21 protein-coding genes and 1 tRNA gene are annotated in these 18,091 nt (G+C 62.8%); 10 read left to right on the top strand and 12 right to left on the bottom strand.

Annotation, left to right across the window (positions count from 1 at the left end; translation table 11 throughout):
- Positions 1 to 29 precede the first annotated feature (29 nt).
- Together MN188_RS05065 and MN188_RS05060 are read right to left on the bottom strand one after the other, a co-directional pair.
- Positions 30 to 281, bottom strand: a complete 252-nt coding sequence (locus MN188_RS05065; protein WP_242107476.1) for a hypothetical protein — start codon at positions 279 to 281, stop codon at positions 30 to 32.
- Between the two features lie 70 nt (positions 282 to 351).
- Positions 352 to 996, bottom strand: a complete 645-nt coding sequence (locus MN188_RS05060) for a prolyl hydroxylase family protein (RefSeq protein WP_242106497.1) — start codon at positions 994 to 996, stop codon at positions 352 to 354.
- 97 nt (positions 997 to 1,093) lie between these two features.
- Between MN188_RS05060 and argS the strand changes: the two genes are divergently transcribed.
- The 7 genes from argS to MN188_RS05025 all read left to right on the top strand — a co-directional run bounded on the left by argS (position 1,094) and on the right by MN188_RS05025 (position 7,519).
- Positions 1,094 to 2,815 (top strand): arginine--tRNA ligase, encoded by a 1,722-nt coding sequence (argS, locus tag MN188_RS05055; RefSeq protein WP_242107417.1) that lies wholly within the window; start codon positions 1,094 to 1,096, stop codon positions 2,813 to 2,815.
- A gap of 88 nt (positions 2,816 to 2,903) precedes the next feature.
- The gene (locus tag MN188_RS05050; protein WP_242106496.1) at positions 2,904 to 3,920 is read left to right on the top strand and encodes an SPOR domain-containing protein; all 1,017 of its coding nucleotides are present in this window, start codon (positions 2,904 to 2,906) and stop codon (positions 3,918 to 3,920) included.
- Position 3,921: 1 nt separating this feature from the next.
- The gene (locus tag MN188_RS05045; RefSeq protein WP_242106495.1) at positions 3,922 to 4,935 is read left to right on the top strand and encodes a glycoside hydrolase family 3 N-terminal domain-containing protein; all 1,014 of its coding nucleotides are present in this window, start codon (positions 3,922 to 3,924) and stop codon (positions 4,933 to 4,935) included.
- Positions 4,928 to 5,719 (top strand): segregation and condensation protein A, encoded by a 792-nt coding sequence (locus MN188_RS05040; RefSeq protein ID WP_242106494.1) that lies wholly within the window; start codon positions 4,928 to 4,930, stop codon positions 5,717 to 5,719. The genes MN188_RS05045 and MN188_RS05040 overlap by 8 nt, the downstream gene beginning before the upstream one ends.
- Positions 5,712 to 6,365, top strand: a complete 654-nt coding sequence (scpB, locus tag MN188_RS05035) for an SMC-Scp complex subunit ScpB (protein WP_242106493.1) — start codon at positions 5,712 to 5,714, stop codon at positions 6,363 to 6,365. The genes MN188_RS05040 and scpB overlap by 8 nt, the downstream gene beginning before the upstream one ends.
- A gap of 157 nt (positions 6,366 to 6,522) precedes the next feature.
- On the top strand, positions 6,523 to 6,741 hold the full coding sequence (locus MN188_RS05030) for a hypothetical protein (protein WP_242106492.1): 219 nt from the start codon (positions 6,523 to 6,525) through the stop codon (positions 6,739 to 6,741).
- 70 nt (positions 6,742 to 6,811) lie between these two features.
- Complete coding sequence (locus MN188_RS05025) at positions 6,812 to 7,519, top strand: hypothetical protein (RefSeq protein ID WP_242106491.1); 708 nt, start codon at positions 6,812 to 6,814, stop codon at positions 7,517 to 7,519.
- Positions 7,520 to 7,526: 7 nt separating this feature from the next.
- Here MN188_RS05025 and MN188_RS05020 read toward each other — a convergent pair whose 3' ends face one another.
- The 8 genes from MN188_RS05020 to MN188_RS04985 form a co-directional block, all read right to left on the bottom strand.
- A complete protein-coding gene (locus tag MN188_RS05020) occupies positions 7,527 to 8,606 on the bottom strand; it encodes a 2'-deoxycytidine 5'-triphosphate deaminase (protein ID WP_242106490.1) in 1,080 nt (359 codons plus the stop codon).
- A gap of 61 nt (positions 8,607 to 8,667) precedes the next feature.
- Positions 8,668 to 8,744: transfer RNA gene (locus tag MN188_RS05015), tRNA-Pro, on the bottom strand.
- A 63-nt stretch (positions 8,745 to 8,807) separates the two neighbouring features.
- On the bottom strand, positions 8,808 to 9,914 hold the full coding sequence (locus MN188_RS17575) for a MerR family transcriptional regulator (protein ID WP_275116081.1): 1,107 nt from the start codon (positions 9,912 to 9,914) through the stop codon (positions 8,808 to 8,810).
- Positions 9,915 to 9,943: 29 nt separating this feature from the next.
- The gene (gene ihfA, locus MN188_RS05005; protein WP_242106489.1) at positions 9,944 to 10,246 is read right to left on the bottom strand and encodes an integration host factor subunit alpha; all 303 of its coding nucleotides are present in this window, start codon (positions 10,244 to 10,246) and stop codon (positions 9,944 to 9,946) included.
- 90 nt (positions 10,247 to 10,336) lie between these two features.
- The gene (locus tag MN188_RS05000; protein ID WP_242106488.1) at positions 10,337 to 11,311 is read right to left on the bottom strand and encodes a beta-ketoacyl-ACP synthase III; all 975 of its coding nucleotides are present in this window, start codon (positions 11,309 to 11,311) and stop codon (positions 10,337 to 10,339) included.
- Positions 11,308 to 12,414, bottom strand: a complete 1,107-nt coding sequence (gene plsX, locus MN188_RS04995; RefSeq protein ID WP_242106487.1) for a phosphate acyltransferase PlsX — start codon at positions 12,412 to 12,414, stop codon at positions 11,308 to 11,310. The genes MN188_RS05000 and plsX overlap by 4 nt, the downstream gene beginning before the upstream one ends.
- A 55-nt stretch (positions 12,415 to 12,469) precedes the next feature.
- Complete coding sequence (rpmF, locus tag MN188_RS04990; RefSeq protein WP_242106486.1) at positions 12,470 to 12,679, bottom strand: 50S ribosomal protein L32; 210 nt, start codon at positions 12,677 to 12,679, stop codon at positions 12,470 to 12,472.
- A 185-nt stretch (positions 12,680 to 12,864) separates the two neighbouring features.
- Positions 12,865 to 13,449, bottom strand: coding sequence for a YceD family protein (locus MN188_RS04985; protein ID WP_242106485.1), 585 nt, complete (start codon positions 13,447 to 13,449; stop codon positions 12,865 to 12,867).
- Positions 13,450 to 13,529: 80 nt separating this feature from the next.
- Here MN188_RS04985 and MN188_RS04980 point away from each other — a divergent pair, with 80 nt between their 5' ends.
- Positions 13,530 to 13,982, top strand: coding sequence for an outer membrane protein assembly factor BamE (locus MN188_RS04980; RefSeq protein WP_242106484.1), 453 nt, complete (start codon positions 13,530 to 13,532; stop codon positions 13,980 to 13,982).
- Here MN188_RS04980 and msrB read toward each other — a convergent pair.
- The gene (msrB, locus tag MN188_RS04975; RefSeq protein WP_242106483.1) at positions 13,979 to 14,383 is read right to left on the bottom strand and encodes a peptide-methionine (R)-S-oxide reductase MsrB; all 405 of its coding nucleotides are present in this window, start codon (positions 14,381 to 14,383) and stop codon (positions 13,979 to 13,981) included. The two genes, MN188_RS04980 and msrB, sit on opposite strands and share 4 nt — an antisense overlap.
- A 107-nt stretch (positions 14,384 to 14,490) precedes the next feature.
- Between msrB and MN188_RS04970 the strand changes: the two genes are divergently transcribed.
- Complete coding sequence (locus MN188_RS04970) at positions 14,491 to 15,246, top strand: GNAT family N-acetyltransferase (protein WP_242106482.1); 756 nt, start codon at positions 14,491 to 14,493, stop codon at positions 15,244 to 15,246.
- 3 nt (positions 15,247 to 15,249) lie between these two features.
- Here the strand turns inward: MN188_RS04970 and MN188_RS04965 are convergent, their stop codons facing one another.
- Positions 15,250 to 16,053: a sulfotransferase family 2 domain-containing protein gene (locus MN188_RS04965; RefSeq protein ID WP_242106481.1), complete on the bottom strand. Its 804-nt coding sequence runs from the start codon at positions 16,051 to 16,053 to the stop codon at positions 15,250 to 15,252.
- Positions 16,054 to 16,155: 102 nt separating this feature from the next.
- On the opposite strand from MN188_RS04965, the gene MN188_RS04960 reads away from it, so the two are divergent.
- Complete coding sequence (locus MN188_RS04960) at positions 16,156 to 17,964, top strand: ABC-F family ATP-binding cassette domain-containing protein (RefSeq protein ID WP_242106480.1); 1,809 nt, start codon at positions 16,156 to 16,158, stop codon at positions 17,962 to 17,964.
- Positions 17,965 to 18,091 lie beyond the last annotated feature (127 nt).

Below are 18,091 nucleotides of genomic sequence, written 5' to 3'. Positions count from 1 at the left end.
CGACCCGTAGTATTTCAGGGATGCGGTGGTCAGAATCCCGGTGTGAGCGGCCCGATCGGCCCGATCGGGCTTTCACTACCACCACCACCGCGCGTCAGTGCAACGCCGATGATGAGGAGGAGGAGCAGCGGGATCAAGAGGCCTGCCGAAGAGCTGGTCGACGCTTCTTCAACGATGACGTCTGCTTCGACGATCGGATCGACCAAAGCGCCAGCGTTGGCAGCAGTTGCAGCCATCGTTGCGGACATTGCCAGTGCGGCGGTTGGTTTGACAAATTTCATAGTCTACTCCGAGTGAGTTGAAATGACGTAGTTTACCCTACACAGGGGGGACTTGATCTGTCAATTCGGCTCAGACCTCGCGCATGGGGCCTTCTTGCGGCGGATAGCTGCGCGGCACGTGGTAGGCCGCCTCGCGCCACCACAGGGTCAAGGCCCATTTCTCGCCCTCTTTGACTGGTTCACCTGCATGTTGCGCGTGGGGATGTATTGCGTCCGAGGCGGGCAGAGTATTGGCAAAGATCAAGACGCGGCCCAATTTGGGTCGCACCGTCAGTTGCAGTTGCGGGAAGGTCGTGTGCCCTCCGGACGGCGGGTCGTTCAGGTAACACAGGCAGGTGAACACCCGTTGCCCACCATTGAGCAAATGCGGGGAGGAGAAGCCGCCGGGATCGAACCCATCCTGATGCGGTTTGAACTCCTCCTCGCCCTGGTAATGCAGCAGGGTGGCCGGCTCACAATTCTCCGGTGGAAGGCGCACCAGATCCGAGATTTGTTCGACGAAAGCGGTAAAAACCGGGTCGCTCCATGGGTCGATGCCCGCGTGGCTGTTGGTGCGTGCCCGGCTTTCGATACCGCTGTCACCAGCGGCGATCTTGGCCCGGCCAAGACCGGCCTTTTGCCCGGTTTCGATGGCGTGTTTGGCAAAGTCAGCATCAAAAACATCGTCGGCGGTGGCGACCAGCGGATTCAGGCAGTGAATTTGGATGTTTGTCATGCCTTTCACGGTAACGCACGGGGCAGGGGCGTCAAGCCGGGCGTTGACCTTCTGGCCCCTCATGCTAAAGCGTGCAGCGACGAAAGAGGAACCCGAAATGAACCTGTTCAGCGATATCCGCGCCCTTGTGGTGGAAAACCTTGAGGCGATGGCGGCCGAGGGCAGCTTGCCTGCCGGCCTGGCCATGGACAATGTGGCGGTTGAACCACCGCGCGATGCCGCCCACGGCGACATGGCCACCAATGCGGCGATGGTCCTGGCCAAACCCGCCGGGATGAAGCCGCGCGATATCGCCGAGGCGCTGGCCGCCAAGCTGTCCGCCGATGCGCGCATCACAAGCGCCGAGGTCGCCGGGCCGGGGTTTTTGAACTTGCGGCTGGACGATACGGTTTGGGCCGGGCTGGTCACCAAGGTTCTGACAGATGCCGCCTATGGCCGGTCGACGATGGGCGCGGGCCAGAAGGTCAACGTGGAGTTTGTCTCGGCCAACCCAACCGGCCCGCTGCATGTCGGTCACACCCGTGGCGCGGTGTTTGGCGACGCGTTGGCGCGGCTTCTGGATTATGCGGGCCACGATGTGACGCGGGAATATTACATCAACGATGGCGGCGCACAGGTGGATGTGCTGGCGCGCTCGACCTACGAACGTTACCGCGAGGCACTGGGCCACGCGCCCGAGATCGTCGAAGGCCTGTATCCCGGTGACTACTTGGTTCCGGTGGGCGAGGCGCTGGCGGCCGAGGTCGGTGACACGTGGCTGGACCAGCCCGAAGCCGTCTGGCTGGAACCGATCCGCGGCTATGCCACCGAAAAAATGCTCCAGCTGATCCGCGACGACCTGGCGGCGCTGGGCGTTCAGATGGACATCTTTTTTAGCGAAAAAAGCCTCTATGGTACCGGCCGGATCGAAGCCGCGCTGAAAGCGCTGGAAGACAAGGGTCTGATTTATGAAGGCGTGCTGGAGCCGCCCAAGGGCAAGATGCCCGAGGATTGGGAACCGCGCGAACAGACCCTGTTCAAATCGACCGAACACGGCGACGACGTGGATCGCCCGGTGAAGAAATCCGACGGCTCTTGGACCTATTTCGCGCCCGACATCGCCTATCACTTCGACAAGGTCGAACGCGGGTATGACGCGTTGATCGACATTTTCGGCGCCGACCATGGCGGATACGTCAAGCGGATGAAGGCCGCGGTGTCGGCCCTGTCCGACGGGCAGGTGCCGCTGGACATCAAGCTGACGCAGATGGTCAAGCTCTATAAGAACGGAGAGCCGTTCAAGATGTCGAAACGCGCGGGTAATTTTGTGACCCTGCGCGATGTGGTCGATCAGGTCGGCCCTGATGTGACCCGCTTCGTGATGCTGACCCGCAAGAACGACGCGACACTGGATTTCGATTTCGACAAGGTGCTTGAGCAAAGTCGCGAGAACCCGGTGTTCTATGTGCAATACGCCCATGCCCGCGTGCGGTCCGTGATGCGCAAGGCTGCGGATCTTGGCGTGACCCACGTCGACACGCCGGCCCTGAGCGACGTGGCCGAGATCACTTTGGCCAAGAAACTGGCAGAATGGCCGCGCCTGGTCGAGATCGCCGCGCGCACCCATGAGCCGCACCGCGTTGCCTTCTATCTCTATGAACTTGCATCAGATTTCCACGCATTGTGGAACAAGGGCAACGACAATCCCGGGCTTCGCTTCCTGAATGAGGGTGACTTGGGGGCAACAGCGGCGAAAATCGCTCTGCCGCGCGCCGTCGCCGTTGTTATTTCCGCCGGTCTTGGTATTCTTGGGGTAACCCCGGCCGAGGAAATGCGCTGATCACAAGTGCTGTTCGGTCTCTGGGTGTTGAGGCAAGGCAGTTTACCCGCAGGGCGCACGGCGTCCGCGCGGGATGTGTGAGGCAGGCATGGCACAAGCAGATTGGGGCGCTGTTCAGGCGCCGAACAATATAAACACGCAAGGCACGTCACCGGCGACATCCGGTTCGATCGTGTCCTGGGCAGGTGCGATCATGTCGCTGGGCCTGATCGTCGGGCTTGGTGTCTGGGGTTACCAGTTGGCCGTGCGTGACGTTTCCGGGGTTCCGGTCGTGCGTGCGCTGGAGGGCCCGATGCGGGTGCAACCGGAAAATCCGGGTGGCACATCTGCCGAGCATCAGGGGCTGTCGGTAAATGCGGTTCAGGCCGAAGGCACTGCCGCCGCGCCCGCCGATACGCTGACACTGGCGCCGCGCCCAGTCGAGCTTACCGCCGAAGACACCCCGGTTGATCCCAGCGCCAATTCCCGTGTCGAAGCCGCGCCGCTGGTTGTTGCCGAGGACGTTGCGGCCGCGACCGAAGAGGTCGTGGCCCGAGCGTTGTCTGACACCTCTGACCCGGTCGCGGCAGCCCTTGCGCTGGCCGATGCGATCAGCGACGGCGTTGCCCCGCTGAGCAATGACGTGAACGAAGCCGTGGCCGCAGCGGTCCAGGCGATTGAACAGGTCGCGCCGGTGAGGGTTGCAACTGCCGTCATTCCCGCCTCGGTGCCCGGTGTGAAAACGTCGCCCATTCCCCAGCGTCGCCCGGCCAACCTGAACACCCAGGTCGTGGCACGCGCCGCTTCCACCCCCGCCTCTGCACCCGTCGCCGCAGCATCTGCGGTGCAGGATGTAGACCCCGCCAGCCTGCCGGTTGGCACGCGTCTGGTGCAGTTGGGGGCCTTTGACAGCCAGGATGTTGCCCGCGCCGAATGGACCAAGCTGTCTGGTCGGTTCGAGGACTATATGGGCGGCAAAAGCCGTGTGATCGAAATGGCGCAATCGGGCGGCAAGACCTTCTATCGTCTGCGCGCGCTAGGCTTTGAAGACCTCAGCGACGCACGCCGTTTCTGCTCGGTCCTGATGGCGGGCAAGTCCGCCTGTATTCCGGTTGTGACCCGATAACATGGCACGGCAGGGCGCGTTCATATTCGGGTGCGAGGGGCTGAACCTCCTGCCCGAGGAACGCTCGTTTTTCGAACGGGTGCAGCCTTGGGGCTTTATCCTGTTTGCCCGCAATGTGGACACGCCCGAACAGCTGAAATCCCTGACCGCCGAATTGCGCGGCGCCGTCGGGCGCGACGCGCCAATCTTCATCGATCAGGAAGGTGGCCGCGTGGCCCGCATGACCGGGCCGCATTGGCGCGACTGGCTGCCGCCGCTGGAGCAGGTCGCCCAGAACAAACGCCAGGCGGTGCGCGCGATGTATCTGCGCTATCGCATCATCGCGGATGAGCTGCGCGCGGTCGGGATCGACGGAAATTGCGCGCCGCTGGCCGACATTGCCACCCCGGACACCCACCCGATCTTGCGTAACCGCTGTTATGGCGACGACGTGGTCAAGGTGGCCGAGATCGCCGGCGCCGTGGCGCAGGGGCTGATCGATGGCGGCGTGTTGCCGGTGATGAAACACATTCCCGGCCACGGCCGCGCCACATCGGACAGTCACAAGGAATTGCCGCGCGTGAAAGCCAAAGAACGCGCCCTGCGTTGGGCCGATTTCATGGCGTTTCAACCGCTTGCGGGCCTGCCGCTCGCGATGACGGCGCATGTGGTCTATGAGGCGCTGGATGCCGAGCGCCCGGCAACGCAATCGCCCATCGTGATCGACATGATCCGCGACAAGATCGAATTTGACGGGCTTTTGATGACGGATGATCTGTCGATGCAGGCGCTGGATGGTCCGCTGTCTTTGCGTGCCCGCGCGTCGCTGAGGGCGGGCTGTGACATCGTTCTGCATTGCAACGGTGTGCTGGAGGAAATGCAGGAGGTCGCCGATGCCTGCGGCCCGCTGTCCGAGGCTGCCCAAGCGCGCGCAGATGCCGCCCTGACCTGGCGCCGTGATCCCACGCCCATTGACATTGCCGCCGCAGAAGCCGAATTTCAGACCCTGATGACGGGTCGGGCGGCGGATGGCTGAAGAACAGGATTTTCAAGCGGATGTGGTAAGCGTTTCCGAGCGGATGGCCGCCGAGGCGCTGATCGTCGATGTCGACGGCTTCGAAGGCCCGTTGGACCTGCTGCTGACGCTCAGCCGCACGCAGAAGGTCGACCTGCGTACGATTTCCGTTCTGGAGCTGGCCGAGCAATACTTGGGCTTCATCGAAAAGGCGCGCCATCTGCGCATCGAACTGGCCGCCGATTACCTGGTGATGGCCGCCTGGCTTGCCTTCCTGAAATCCCGCCTGTTGCTGCCACCCGAGCCCGGCGAAGAGGGGCCCTCTGGCGAAGAGCTGGCCGCACATCTTGCGTTCCAGCTGGAGCGGTTGCAGGCGATGCGCGACGGGGCCGCCAAGCTGATGGCGCGCGACCAGTTAGGGCGCGATTTCTTTGCCCGCGGCATCCCCGAGGACGTGACCCGCGTGCGCCGCGTGACCTATACCGCGACGCTGCTGGACCTGATGCAGGGCTATGCCCGCATCCGCACCAAGGACGAATTCCGCCCCTTCGTGATGGATCGCGAAAGCCTTTACACGATGGAACAGGCGCTGGACCGCATGCGCGGGCTGATCGGCTTTGCCGGTGACTGGACCGAGCTGACAAGCTATGTGCCCGAAGGCTGGGAAACCGACCCCGCCAAGCGACGCAGCGCCACCGCGGCCCATTTCGCGGCCTCGCTGGAACTGGCCAAGGCGGGCGCGATCGAGATACGACAGGGCGACACCTTCGCGCCCATTCAGATACGCAGGAAACCGGATGAATGACGTAGAGCAAGACCAAGAGGAAAGCCTGTTCGAAGCGCCCCCGATGGGCGAACAGGAACGCATGGTCGAAGCGGTGCTGTTTGCCAGCGCCGAACCTGTAACCGTCTCGGAATTGCAGTCGCGCATGCCGCATGGTTCGGACGCCGCCGAGGCGCTGGTGTATTTGCGCAAGCGCTATGAAGGGCGCGGCGTGTCGGTGGTGAAGGTGGGCGACGCCTGGGCGATCCGCACCGCACCCGATCTGGGCTACCTGATGCAGAAAGAGACCGTCGAGACGCGCAAACTGTCGCGTGCGGCGATCGAAACGCTGGCGATCATCTCTTATCACCAACCGGTGACCCGCGCCGAGATCGAAGAGATCCGCGGCGTGTCCGTGTCGCGCGGCACGGTCGATCAGCTGATCGAAATGGAGTGGATCCGCTTTGGCCGCCGCCGCATGACGCCGGGCCGCCCCGTGACCTTCGTGGTGACACAGGGTTTCCTGGATCATTTCGGCCTGGAAAGCGCGCGTGACCTGCCGGGGCTGAAAGAGTTGCGCTCGGCCGGCCTGTTGGAAAGCCGCCCGCCGCCGGGTTTGATGCCGGGGCCCGACAGCGACGAGGAAGAGGAAAGCACCGAGGGCCAGTCCGAGTTGTTCGAGGATTGAGGCGCTGGCAGAAGGTGTGCCGTCGGCCCGCAAAATGTCCCGCCGACCCGTGGCACGGCTTGAGCCAGTCGCGCGAAAATCTGCATTTTTTGCGGTTTGCCGTGAAATTGCCTATGTCATGCTATAGTGAACTCGCGAGCAGCGACAGGAGGACGCAATGAACGTCAACCAGATCATCAACATGATACTCCGGCAAATCACCCGGCGTGTGATCAACAAGGGCGTGGATGCCGGCATCGGCATGGCGTCGCGTCGGGGCGGCGGCGGACAACCAGCCGACGAGATGACGCAAGAGGAACGCAAGCGCGCCCAGGCAGGCAAGAAAACTGCGCGCAAGGCCCGGCAGGCTGCAAAGCTGGCCCGCCGCCTGCGCTGAACGCTTGACCCACATCATGGGGCGGCGGCCTTTGCCATGATAGGCTAGTCGTGTCATGTGGAGGGGCAAGATGCTACGTAAATCATTGATTGCGCTGGGGCTTATTGCCTTGGCAGGCGGCGCGGTGGCCGATCCGTCAGTGGTGGACGCCTATCGCGACATTCGCAGGGTCACACCGGATTTGACCTATGATCTGCGCCAGCAGGGGAATGGTTGGGTCACCACCTCGCCCGATTGGGGCACGGCACTGCCGATCACGGTGAATGGCCCTGCGGGCTTTGTTGAAATCATGGATGAAGGCACCGGTGGTGGGTCTTACCGGACCCAGATCGTGTTGTGGCGCGCGGGCGACGGCACCCCCTTGGTCGGCATCGGTGAAACCGCCTATACCCCGCCTTGGCCCGACACCACGCGGGTGCGGTTCTTTGGTAAAGACGGGGAAAACTGGAGCGACTGGACCGATTATGTCTGGCCCGATGTGACCTTGGCCGATTTCATGCCCGATGACATGCGGATTTCGGATCTGCGCGCGCTGGAAGCCATCCGGGCGCAGGTTTTCGTAACCTTGCCGCAAAAGGGCACCCGCCCGGTGGCGCAGTTGATCACCCATGACAGCGAAATCGCGGCGGTCTGCAAGGGGGAAACCTGGTTCGTGCCGTCTGATCCGGCCCCGTACCTGACCTATTGTGACCGGCTTCAGGACCACCTGTTTCACACGCTTGATCTGGATTGGATCAAGTCCGAAGCACGGTTCGAAAAAGGCGGGCTCAGCCGCTAGTTCTGTCTCATACAGCCTTGAAATGTTTCGACAGTTTCAGGCCTTGGCCTTGGTAATTCGACGCGATGTCAGTGCCGTAAAGCTGCTGCGGCGTTTCGGACATGCGTTCATAGACCAGCCGCCCGACCACCTGCCCGTGCTCCAAAACGAAGGGCGCTTCGTGGCAGCGCACTTCAAGCACCCCGCGTGACCCCGCGCCGCCCGCAGCGTCATACCCGAACCCGGGATCGAAGAAGCCCGCATAGTGCACCCGAAACTCGCCCACCATCGCCAGATACGGCGCCATTTCCGCCGCGCAATCGGGCGGGATCGCGATCGCTTCGCGCGACACCAGGATATAGAATGCGCCGGGGTCCAGGATGATGCGGCCTTCCGAGGTGCGCACCTCTTCCCAGTAGTCCGCCGGGTCGTAGTGATCGAGCTTGGACAGATCGACCACCCCCGAATGACGCTTGGCGCGAAAGCCGACCAGATCGCCCTTGCTGGGCTTCAGATCGACGGAAAAGCCCAAGCCATCCGAGATCACCGGGTCGCCCGACACGATCGGGCTGCGGGCGTGGATATCGCGTAGTTCGGCGTCGTCGATCAGGGTCTTGCCCTGGCGAAAGATGATCTGGTTCAAAAGCTGGCCGGGCTGGGCCACGACGGAAAAGCTCTGCGGGCAGATTTCCGCGTAAAGCGGGCCGTCATAGCCTTCGGGCACGCGGTCGAACTCGGTGCCCTGGTCGGTGATGACACGGGTCATCAGATCCAGCCGCCCGATTGAGGATTTCGCGCTGGCCGCCGCTGTCATGCCTTGGGGCAGGGCCACCCGCTCCATCAGCGGTACGACATAGACGCAGCCCTTTTCCAGCACCGCACCGCCGGTCAGAGTGATTTCGTGCATCGTCAGTTCCGCCAACCGCTGTTGCACCGTGCGGCCCTTGCCGGGCAGGAACGAGGCCCGCACGCGGTAGGCGCGGTCGCCAAGGCGCAGGTCAAGCGATGCAGGCTGGATTTGTTCGTTCAGGATCGGCGACGAGGCAGAAATGCCGCCCGCTGCGATCATGTCAGAAATCTGTCGGTCTGCCAGAACGCCGGTTTTCATGCGCCTCTTCCCCCTGAAACCAAAAACACCCGCCCGTATACCGGGCGGGCGGTTTTGATGTTGGTCGGGCTAGCAGGACTCGAACCTGCGACCTTCCGTCCCCCAGACGGACGCGCTACCAGGCTGCGCCATAGCCCGACTTGGATGTCTACATAGCGTTTTTCCGGGCGGGGGCAAGCGGCAAAACGCATCATTTTCGCCTTAGCGCGGGGCGCGGCCGGGATTGTCGCGCGCCATCCGATCGGACAGAGCCTGAAGCCGGTCGGACAGCGCCTGAAGCGCTGCAGGGCTGGTGCTCGGCGCTTGATCAGCCAGGTTGCGCGCCTTGCGCAGACGGGCGGGCAGCGAAGGTCCGGTGGATGGCAGGCCGTCTTCGTCCGGATCCGCGGGAATGTGTGAAATGTCGACCTTTGCTGGCCGCGGGCTCGGCTCTGGAATGGCTTCTTGCGCGGGTTCAGGCTCTGGTATGGGCTCAACTTCAGACCCTGCCGCTGCATCGGCTGCCGAAAGTGGCGGCAATTCAGCGGGTTCCTCGTCGCTGGGCGCCATCGGTGCGGTGTTGTCTTCGTCCGCAAAGTCGGTGCCATGGGCGTGAAAGGCGATGTCCTGAGGGCTTTCCAGCGTGTCGTCCAACGACGTGGCCGGTGTCTCTGTGTCCAGTGTTGGTGCGGGCGGCGTGTCAGCCAGCACGGGATCGGCCGCGAAAGGGGAGGCATGGGCGTGGAACGTGACTTCGTCGGGGGTTTCCGTGTCGTCGTCGTTGGTCAGGTCAACCGGGTCGGCTGGAGCCTCTGAGGCTTCGGCGGCGATGGGCGTTTCGACTGGAGCAACCGGTTCAGGTCTGTCCTCGGGATCGGCATGCGCCGCTGGCGTCTCAACCACCGGCGCGGTGGTGGGTTCGGGCTCGGGGGCAGAGGACGGTGCGATGTCCGGTTCTGGAGTCGGCTCTGGCGTAGGCGTCGCCTCGGTTTCACTGCTGCGCAGTTCAACCACGTTCGTGGGCGTCACATCCGTCGTCGTCCCAGGTGCATCAAGCCCCGGAGACAGGGCCGCGACATGTTTCACGCCCTCTTCGCGCAGCAGTTTTTGCACACCCCGAATGGTCATGCCGTCGTCATGCAGCAATTTGCGGATGCCGCCCAAAAGCTCCATGTCGGCGGGGCGATAATACCGCCGCCCACCGGCGCGTTTCACCGGCTTTACCTGGCTGAAGCGACTTTCCCAGAACCGCAGCACATGGGTCGGCACACCAAGCCATTCGGCCACCTCGCTGATGGTGCGGAAGGCGTCGGGTGACTTGTTGTCCATGTCTGTGCCTGCTTGCTGCTTGTGCTGCTTTATCGTTTGTTGCCGTCCGCGACGCGGTCTTTCATCAGGTGCGACGGGCGGAAGGTCAGAACCCGACGCGGCAGGATCGGAACTTCCTGCCCGGTCTTCGGGTTGCGGCCCACGCGGGCGGCCTTGTCGCGCACCGAAAAGGTGCCGAAAGACGAGATTTTGACGCTTTCGCCCGAGGCCAACGCGTCGGACATATGGCCCAGAACGCTTTCGACCAATTGCGCGCTTTCGTTGCGCGACAGGCCAACCTCGCGAAACACAGCTTCGCTCAGGTCCATGCGTGTCAGTGTCTTATCGCTCATACCATCCCCCTGAATGCTTTCAGGAAGAATAGGGAGGTTTGATTTTACGAGTCAATATCAATGGCTTGGGAAACGGGCCTAAAGCCGCATTTACCAGCGGATTACCACCGCTCCCCAGGCCAGACCGCCGCCGATCGCCTCGGTAACCAGCAAATCACCCTGTTTGATCTTGCCTTCGGCACGACCGACGGACAGGGCAAGGGGAATCGATGCAGCCGAGGTGTTGCCATGATCCTGCACGGTGACGATGACCCGATCCATCGGTACGCCCATCTTCTTGGCGGTGCCCTGGATGATGCGGATATTGGCCTGGTGCGGCACGATCCAATCCACGTCATCATCGGTCAACCCGGCCTTCGCCAGCGCCGTTTCGGCGGTTTCGGTCAGTTTGCCAACCGCCTGACGGAACAGGGGATTTCCCTGCATCCGCAAATGCCCCGAGGTCTGGGTCGAGGACACCCCGCCGTCGACATAAAGCATGTCGCGGTGGCGCCCGTCCGAGTTCAGGTCCGCCGACAGGATGCCGCGGTCGCTGTTGTCGCCACTGCCATCCTGCGCTTCGATCACGATGGCGCCGGCGCCGTCCCCGAACAGAACGCAGGTGGCGCGGTCGGTCATGTCCAGGATGCGCGAAAAGGTTTCGGCCCCGATCACCAGGGCGCGTTTGGCCTGGCCCGAGGTGACCAGCGCGTTGGCGGTGCTGAGCGCGAAGACGAAGCCCGCACAAACCGCCTGAACGTCAAAGCCGAAGCCGCGCGTCATGCCCAATTCGTTCTGCACCATTGTGGCGACGGACGGGAAGGTCAGATCCGGGGTCGAGGTGGCAACGATGATCGCGTCGATGTCATCAGGCGCTAATCCGGCATTGTCCAGCGCTGCGCGCGCGGCCAAAGCGGCCATCTGCGAGGTCGTCTGACCCTCGGCCGCGAAATGGCGCCGTTCGATGCCGGACCGGGAGCGAATCCATTCGTCCGAGGTCTCGACCAGTTTTTCGAAAAAGGAATTGGGAACCACTCTGTCGGGCAGGTAGTGCCCGACGCCCGTCACGACTGCGCGTGTTGTCATTCCGCCTGCTTACCCTCTTGGACCTCAGGGTCCAGTTGCCCCATCGTCAGGCCATCCTGACGCGAGATCGGGGCGGATGCAACCCGCGCGGCGAGCTTCTGGGTAAATCCTGTTTGCGCCAGCGTATAGGCCAGTTTCACGGCGGAAGAGACGCCGGTGGCATCCGCTGAGCCGTGGCTTTTTACCACGGTGCCGTTCAGGCCCAGAAACACGCCGCCGTTCACCCGACGAGGGTCGATCCGACTGGCCAGCCGCTTCAGCGCGGGCAGGGCCAGAATCGCCGCCAGACGTGACAGGATCGTGGCCTTGAACGCCTCACGAAGCGAAGTGTTCACGAAATTCGCGGTACCTTCGCCGGTTTTCAACGCGATGTTGCCAGTGAAGCCGTCGGTGACGATCACATCCACCCGCGTGCCGGGGATATCACCGCCTTCAACGAAGCCCGCAAATTCGAAATCGGCCACTTCGGCGGCGTCCGAGATCAGCTCATGCGCGGCCTTCATTTCCGCCCGGCCCTTGTGTTCTTCGGTACCCACATTCAGCAGGCCAATGCGCGGGCGGCGCAGGCCAAGGCCGTTGCGGGCGTAAGAGGCGCCCATCAGCGCATATTGCAGCAGGTCCATTTCGTCGGCGCGAATATCCGCGCCCACGTCCAGCATCACGTTGAACCCGCCGGGGTTATTGGAAGGCCACATGCAGGCGATGGCGGGGCGGTTCACGCCCGACAGCTTGCGCAGCCGCACCATCGACAAAAGCATCAGCGCGCCGGTGTTGCCGCAGGACACGACCACGTCGGCCTCGCCGTTCTTCACAGCATCAATCGCGGACCACATCGAGGTTCGCTGGCCATTGCGCATCACATGGCTGGGCTTGGCGTCCATTGTCACGACTTCGTCGGCGTGACGGATCTCACAGACCTCGGCCAGGCCCTTGTGCTTGGCAACCAGGCGCTCCAGCGTCGGCTTGTCGCCGTGCAGGATGAACCCGATATCGTGGTTCCTGTCCGCAGAATCCTGAAGACCGGCGACAACTGCCACCGGTCCGCGATCGCCGCCCATGGCGTCGACCGAAATGATTGTGCGGTTGTGTGCGGTCTCTGTCATTTACATCCCTGTCTGGGTGTTTTTCTGACATGTCACCGCAGCGACGACAAGTGGCTTACGCCGCGTCTTCGTCGTCGAATTCCGCTTCGTCCACCATCGCGACGACTTCTTTTTCGTCATAGTGGCCGCAGGACGGGCACACGTGGTGGGGGCGCTTGAGTTCACCACAGTTCGAACATTCGTTCGGGTTCGCAGCAACCAGAGCGTCATGGGCGCGGCGATTGTTGCGGCGCGATTTGGATACTTTGTTCTGTTGGACGGCCATGTCTCAACCTATCTATTCGGGGGCACATGGCCCGGTCTATTCAGGGGCGATTCCGCCCGGTGTTTCTTGAGTCTCGGCGCCTCATACGCTGCTTCGCGCGCGCTGTCCAACCCATCTTGTGAGGAAGGCCGGGAAAATACCGCGATTTTGCTGCGATGCAAGGGGGGAATTCCCCTGATCGTGCCTTATTCGTCGCTTTCCGGTTCTTCTTCCGCGCCAAGCTTGTCGCGCAACGCCGCCAGGCTGGCAAAGGGGCGCGCCTCTTCGTCGGTCATCGCCTGCTTGCCGGGCTCGGTGAACATGGCCTGGGCCATCACCGCACCTTCAGCGTGCGGATACAGCGGCAGCGCCAGTGCCAGTGCTTCGACCGCGACCACGCCCAGGTCGATCTCGACCGTCAGCGGCTCTTCGGTGACTGCGTCGGGCATTTCCATCTCATGGGGTGTCTCTTCGTCGTCGCGGCCCAGACCCGCGCGCCAGATCCGTTCCACGTCTTCCTCGACCCGGGTCGTGACTGGGGCCAGGGTGACGACGCAGGGCTGGACCACGGTGGCGCCGATCCGACCGGTCAGACGCCAATCGCGTTTGCCCAGCGTTTGCATCTGGCACTGGAACCGCATCTTGCGCAGTCCGTCCAGACCAAGGTCAGCGGCAATCGCCGACAGCGCGGCCGCGTCGGGCACCAGGGTGATGTCATGCGGGCCTTCGCCCGGCAGGTCCGCCGGACGGATAACGTGGGAATAGGGGTTTTGGCTGTCAGATGGGCTCATGTGATGTTTCGTTTCTTGAACGTGACGCAATCCTTCTGTAAGCGGATAAGGACAGGGAATTGGCTTAGCAAGGGGTTGGCATGTCCATTTCGACACGGATCGTTCGGGTTTTCGCGGTTCTGGCCACCTTTGTGGCTTTAACGGCCTGCACCGCCACGTTCCGCAACCATGGCTATGCCCCGACTGATCTTCAATTGGCCGAGGTTCTTGTGGGCGTCGACACCCGTGAAACCGTGGCTACCAGCGTGGGCACGCCGGGTACGGCGGGGCTTTTGAACTCGTCGGGCTGGTATTATGTTCAAAGCCGGTTTCGCCACTTCGCCTACAACAAGCCCGAAGAAATCGAACGCCAGGTGGTCGCGATTTCCTTCGCCGAGGATGGCGTTGTTAGCAACGTTGAGCGTTTCGGACTTGAGGACGGCCAGATTGTCACCCTGTCGCGCCGGGTCACGGACAGCAACATCAAAGGCATTTCGTTCGTGCGACAGCTGTTCGGAAACCTGGGTCGGGTGAACCTGGCCGACGCGCTTTAACCGGCCTCGTCAGGCGTGAAGACAAGCGCCACGCCGTTGATGCAATATCTCAGCCCGGTGGGCGCAGGACCGTCTTCGAATACATGCCCCAGATGGGCGTCGCAGCTGTCGCAGGTCACTTCAGTGCGGCGCATGCCGTGGGACAGATCCAGATGCTCGGCGATCCCGGCGCCGTTTGCCGGGGCAGAGAAGGACGGCCAGCCGCACCCTGATTCGAATTTCTCGCCCTTGGTGAACAGGGCCGCACCGCAACAGGCGCAGGTAAAGCTGCCCGGACCCTCGGGGAAGCCGGGGTGGGAGTGGGCACGCTCGGTCGCCGACTTGCGGGTGACCTGGAACGCCAAGTCGCCCAGTTGCTCCAGCCATTCGGCATCGGTCTTGGTCACTTTCAGTGTGGACATGTCGCGCGCTCCCGGTGTTTCGTCAGGTGGTGCCGTGGCTTGTCTGTTGCACGGCTTGAACGCATATTTAGGCACGTAAGCGTCGTGCGCCAAGGGTTGGAGGTCTGATGCCCGCATTCACGAAAGGGCGATACAGCGCTCGTCTGGCGGTTGGGCAGGCGGATGTGGAGGCTGCACAGGCGTTGCGGCATCGCTGTTTCGTCGCGCCGAACGGGGCCGGGGACGCCCCAGGGCTGGACGTGGATGACTTCGACCCCCTGTGTCTTCACATGTTGGTTGAGGATAGGGCAAGTGGCCGACTGGTGTGCTGTTTCCGGCTGTTGCCCCTTTCCAGCGGGCGCGATATCGCCGAGAGCTACTCAGCCCAGCATTACGATTTGAGCGCGTTGGCGGGTTTTTCCGGACCGATGGCCGAAATGGGCCGGTTTTGTATCGCGCCAGAGACCCGCGACCCGGACATACCGCGTGTCGCGTGGGGCGCCCTGACACGCTTTGTCGATGGCGAAGGGATCGAAATGTTGTTTGGCTGTTCGTCCTTTGCAGGCACGCAGGCGCAGACGCATCGGGATGCCTTTGCCCTGCTCGGCGCGCGCCACCTTGCGCCAACGCGCTGGCGTCCGACCACAAAGGCGCCCAAAGTGGTTCGTTTCGCGGACAAGCCTTCTGGCCCTGACAATCCAAAACGGGCAATACAATGCCTGCCGCCCCTTTTGCGCACCTATCTGCTGATGGGGGGGTGGGTGTCAGATCATGCTGTCATCGATGACGAACTGAACACGATGCACGTCTTTACCGGTTTAGAAATCGCGGCCGTGCCGCCGACCCGGGCCAGGCTGCTGCGCGCGGTGGCGGGGCGCCTTTGAAGGTCAGCCGCGCGACACGCGGGCCAGGTATCGTTCCTTGACCGTGTTGCGGGCTGGGTCGGGCTGGAATGCGGGCGGCACGCCGCCGTCATAGCTGTATCCCAGCCGCGTGACCTCCCAATCTGCGACCCGGGACACGAGGGCGCGGGTCTCTTCATCGTAAAAGGCGTCGAGATCGCGGGAAGACGTGGCGCGGTGGTCGCGTTTCGCGTGAATATCTGCAATCGAAAGCTTCTGTGGCAGCCCCAAATAGTCAGATAGCTGCTCCAGATCCTGCTCCAGATTCTCGTATCGCAGCATCACATCCACCATCGGCGTGTCGTCGATGCAATACAGCCATCGTTGAGAGATATCCCGATGGGCGTTGATACTGAACCAGCGGCGCAAAATTCCCGGCGCGGCGGCCTGCCGCAGGTAGTCACGAAATGCCTGCTGTTGCGCTTCGATCGGGCGGGTCCGAATGTCTGTGCCCCGCGCTGACCAATAGAAGGTCGAAATCGCGCGGTCCCAAGGATTTCGGTCGATCGAGAACACGGTGTAATCTGCGACCTGATGCCCAAATAAGCGATAGGCCATCGAAACGGGGGCGTGACCGAACGGCAGGATCGGGCGCAGACGCTTGTCGAACCCTGCGAACACGCGACTGTCGAAGTCAGGGAACATCTCGCCCGTCTGTTTCTCCCGGTCCGATTGGCGGGTGGCAAAATCCGATTTGTCCAGGATGTCGGCAAGCATGATTTCCATCGACGAACTGGCAACCTTCCGGGTGCGCACGAAGATGAATTTGTGTTTGTGGCTGATGATCATGACGCTTGGCCTCTGGTCTGCGTGGCCCCGTGCCGCGGCCCTCGGGGGCGAATCGGTGGCTTGCGCGTTGACGCGCCACGCCGGGGGCGGTAGGCGGCTCTTATGGCACGAACACCTCTATTGCAACTGACCGGCATTTCCCTGACCTTCGGCGGGGACCCGGTTTTCGACGGGCTGGACCTTGTGGTTCAACCCGGTGACCGCGTCGCGCTGGTCGGGCGCAACGGCTCGGGCAAATCGACCTTGATGAAGGTCATGGCCGGGCTTGTCGAACCGGACCAGGGCAGCCGCGTTTTGTCGCCGGGCGTGTCCGTGGGATACATGGAGCAGCACCCGGACCTGACGGGTTTTTCCACGTTGGGGGAGTTTGCCGCCAGCGGGCTGGAGCCGGGCGAGGATTACAGGGTCGCGCGGGTGGCCGAGGGGCTGAAATTCAACCCCGAAACGCCGGTCGGCACCGCGTCTGGCGGGGAACGGCGGCGCGCGGCGCTGGCCAAATTGTTGGCCGAGGCCCCTGAGCTGATGCTGCTGGACGAACCCACCAACCACCTGGACATCGAGGCGATCACCTGGCTTGAGCGGGAATTGTCCACCACCCGTGCGGGCTTTGTCCTGATCAGTCACGACCGTGCCTTCCTGCGTGCGCTGACCCGCGCGACGCTGTGGGTGGATCGCGGCGCGGTGCGGCGCCAGGAAAAGGGGTTCGAGGCTTTTGAGGCCTGGCGCGACAAGGTCTGGGATGAGGAAGACCAGCAGCGCCACAAGCTCAATCGCAAGATCAAGGCCGAGGCGCGCTGGGCGGTCGAAGGCATCAGCGCCCGGCGAAAGCGCAACCAGGGCCGCCTGCGCGCGCTACACGCGATGAAAGCGGATCGCGCCGCGCAGATCACCCGCCAGGGCAGCGCCGAAATGGCGCTGGAGGCAGGTCCGAAATCCGGCCGCAAGGTGATTGAAGCGAAAGGAATTTCAAAGCGTTACGGCGACAAGCTGATCTTGCGCGACTTTGATCTTCGCGTGATGCGTGGCGACCGCGTGGCACTGGTTGGTCCCAACGGGGCGGGCAAGACCACGCTGTTGAACATGTTGGTGGGCAAGGAAGCGCCGGATACCGGCAGCGTGTCCCACGGCACCGGGTTGGAAATGGCCATGTTCGACCAGAACCGCGCCGGGTTGATGGAGGACGCCAGCCTGTGGGAAAACCTGACCGGCGACCCCGAGATGCGGGTGAGCGGCAAAGCCGATCAGGTCATGGTGCGCGGCAATCCGAAACATGTGGTCGGATACCTCAAGGAATTCCTGTTCTCGGACGCTCAGGCGCGCGCGCCGGTTCACAGCCTGTCGGGCGGGGAAAAGGCGCGGTTGATCCTGGCCAAGATCATGGCGCGGTCGTCGAACCTCCTGGTGCTGGACGAACCGACCAACGACCTGGACGTGGAAACGCTGGATCTTTTGCAGGAGCTTTTGGGCGACTATGACGGCACGGTGATTCTGGTCAGCCACGACCGTGATTTCCTGGACCGCGTTGCGGCGACAACGGTCGCAATGGAAGGTGACGGGCGGGCGGTGATTTTTGCGGGCGGCTGGAGTGACTACCGCGCGCAACGGGGTGAGGATGCCTCGGAAAAGCCGGAAAAGCAGACCAAGGTGAAAGTGACCCCGCGCGACAAGCCGAAACCGGCGCAGGCCGGGCTGTCCTATACCGAACAGCACCGGTTAGACGCGCTGCCCGCCGAGATCGCACGCCTGGAGGCCGAGATTGCCAAGCTGGAAGAGTTTCTGATGGATCCCACCTTGTTCACCGATGCACCGGTGAAGTTCCAGAAGGCCACAGAGGGGCTGGTGGAGCGCCAGGCCGCCCTTGCCGCCGCCGAGGAAGAGTGGCTGATGCTGGCTGAAAAAGCCGAAGAGTAACGGTTTCGCCTGCATGTCAGGCCCGCAGCGCGGCGGTTTTTTGCCTCCGATGGGGACATTTCCGGAAAGAGGAAAGGGCACGCACCGTGCAAGGCGCGCGCCAATTCAGGATCGAGCGTGCCGCAGG

The sequence above is a fragment of the Aliiroseovarius subalbicans genome (assembly GCF_022678625.1).
GTDB classification, from domain to species: Bacteria; Pseudomonadota; Alphaproteobacteria; order Rhodobacterales; family Rhodobacteraceae; genus Aliiroseovarius_A; species Aliiroseovarius_A subalbicans.
Note: the sequence above shows the minus strand (reverse complement) of the source record. Positions and strands in the feature narration are given on the sequence as shown.

Coding starts and splice junctions, on each gene's coding strand:
- MN188_RS05040 (WP_242106494.1), top strand. CDS start 4,928: ATGGCTGAAGAACAGGATTTTCAAGCGGATGTGGTAAGCGTTTCCGAG.
- MN188_RS04970 (WP_242106482.1), top strand. CDS start 14,491: ATGCCCGCATTCACGAAAGGGCGATACAGCGCTCGTCTGGCGGTTGGG.
- rpmF (WP_242106486.1), bottom strand. CDS start 12,679: ATGGCCGTCCAACAGAACAAAGTATCCAAATCGCGCCGCAACAATCGC.
- MN188_RS04985 (WP_242106485.1), bottom strand. CDS start 13,449: ATGAGCCCATCTGACAGCCAAAACCCCTATTCCCACGTTATCCGTCCG.
- MN188_RS05045 (WP_242106495.1), top strand. CDS start 3,922: ATGGCACGGCAGGGCGCGTTCATATTCGGGTGCGAGGGGCTGAACCTC.
- plsX (WP_242106487.1), bottom strand. CDS start 12,414: ATGACAGAGACCGCACACAACCGCACAATCATTTCGGTCGACGCCATG.
- msrB (WP_242106483.1), bottom strand. CDS start 14,383: ATGTCCACACTGAAAGTGACCAAGACCGATGCCGAATGGCTGGAGCAA.
- MN188_RS05060 (WP_242106497.1), bottom strand. CDS start 996: ATGACAAACATCCAAATTCACTGCCTGAATCCGCTGGTCGCCACCGCC.
- MN188_RS05065 (WP_242107476.1), bottom strand. CDS start 281: ATGAAATTTGTCAAACCAACCGCCGCACTGGCAATGTCCGCAACGATG.
- MN188_RS04980 (WP_242106484.1), top strand. CDS start 13,530: ATGTCCATTTCGACACGGATCGTTCGGGTTTTCGCGGTTCTGGCCACC.
- argS (WP_242107417.1), top strand. CDS start 1,094: ATGAACCTGTTCAGCGATATCCGCGCCCTTGTGGTGGAAAACCTTGAG.
- MN188_RS04960 (WP_242106480.1), top strand. CDS start 16,156: ATGGCACGAACACCTCTATTGCAACTGACCGGCATTTCCCTGACCTTC.
- scpB (WP_242106493.1), top strand. CDS start 5,712: ATGAATGACGTAGAGCAAGACCAAGAGGAAAGCCTGTTCGAAGCGCCC.
- MN188_RS05020 (WP_242106490.1), bottom strand. CDS start 8,606: ATGAAAACCGGCGTTCTGGCAGACCGACAGATTTCTGACATGATCGCA.
- MN188_RS05050 (WP_242106496.1), top strand. CDS start 2,904: ATGGCACAAGCAGATTGGGGCGCTGTTCAGGCGCCGAACAATATAAAC.
- MN188_RS05025 (WP_242106491.1), top strand. CDS start 6,812: ATGCTACGTAAATCATTGATTGCGCTGGGGCTTATTGCCTTGGCAGGC.
- MN188_RS05030 (WP_242106492.1), top strand. CDS start 6,523: ATGAACGTCAACCAGATCATCAACATGATACTCCGGCAAATCACCCGG.
- ihfA (WP_242106489.1), bottom strand. CDS start 10,246: ATGAGCGATAAGACACTGACACGCATGGACCTGAGCGAAGCTGTGTTT.
- MN188_RS05000 (WP_242106488.1), bottom strand. CDS start 11,311: ATGACAACACGCGCAGTCGTGACGGGCGTCGGGCACTACCTGCCCGAC.
- MN188_RS04965 (WP_242106481.1), bottom strand. CDS start 16,053: ATGATCATCAGCCACAAACACAAATTCATCTTCGTGCGCACCCGGAAG.
- MN188_RS17575 (WP_275116081.1), bottom strand. CDS start 9,914: ATGGACAACAAGTCACCCGACGCCTTCCGCACCATCAGCGAGGTGGCC.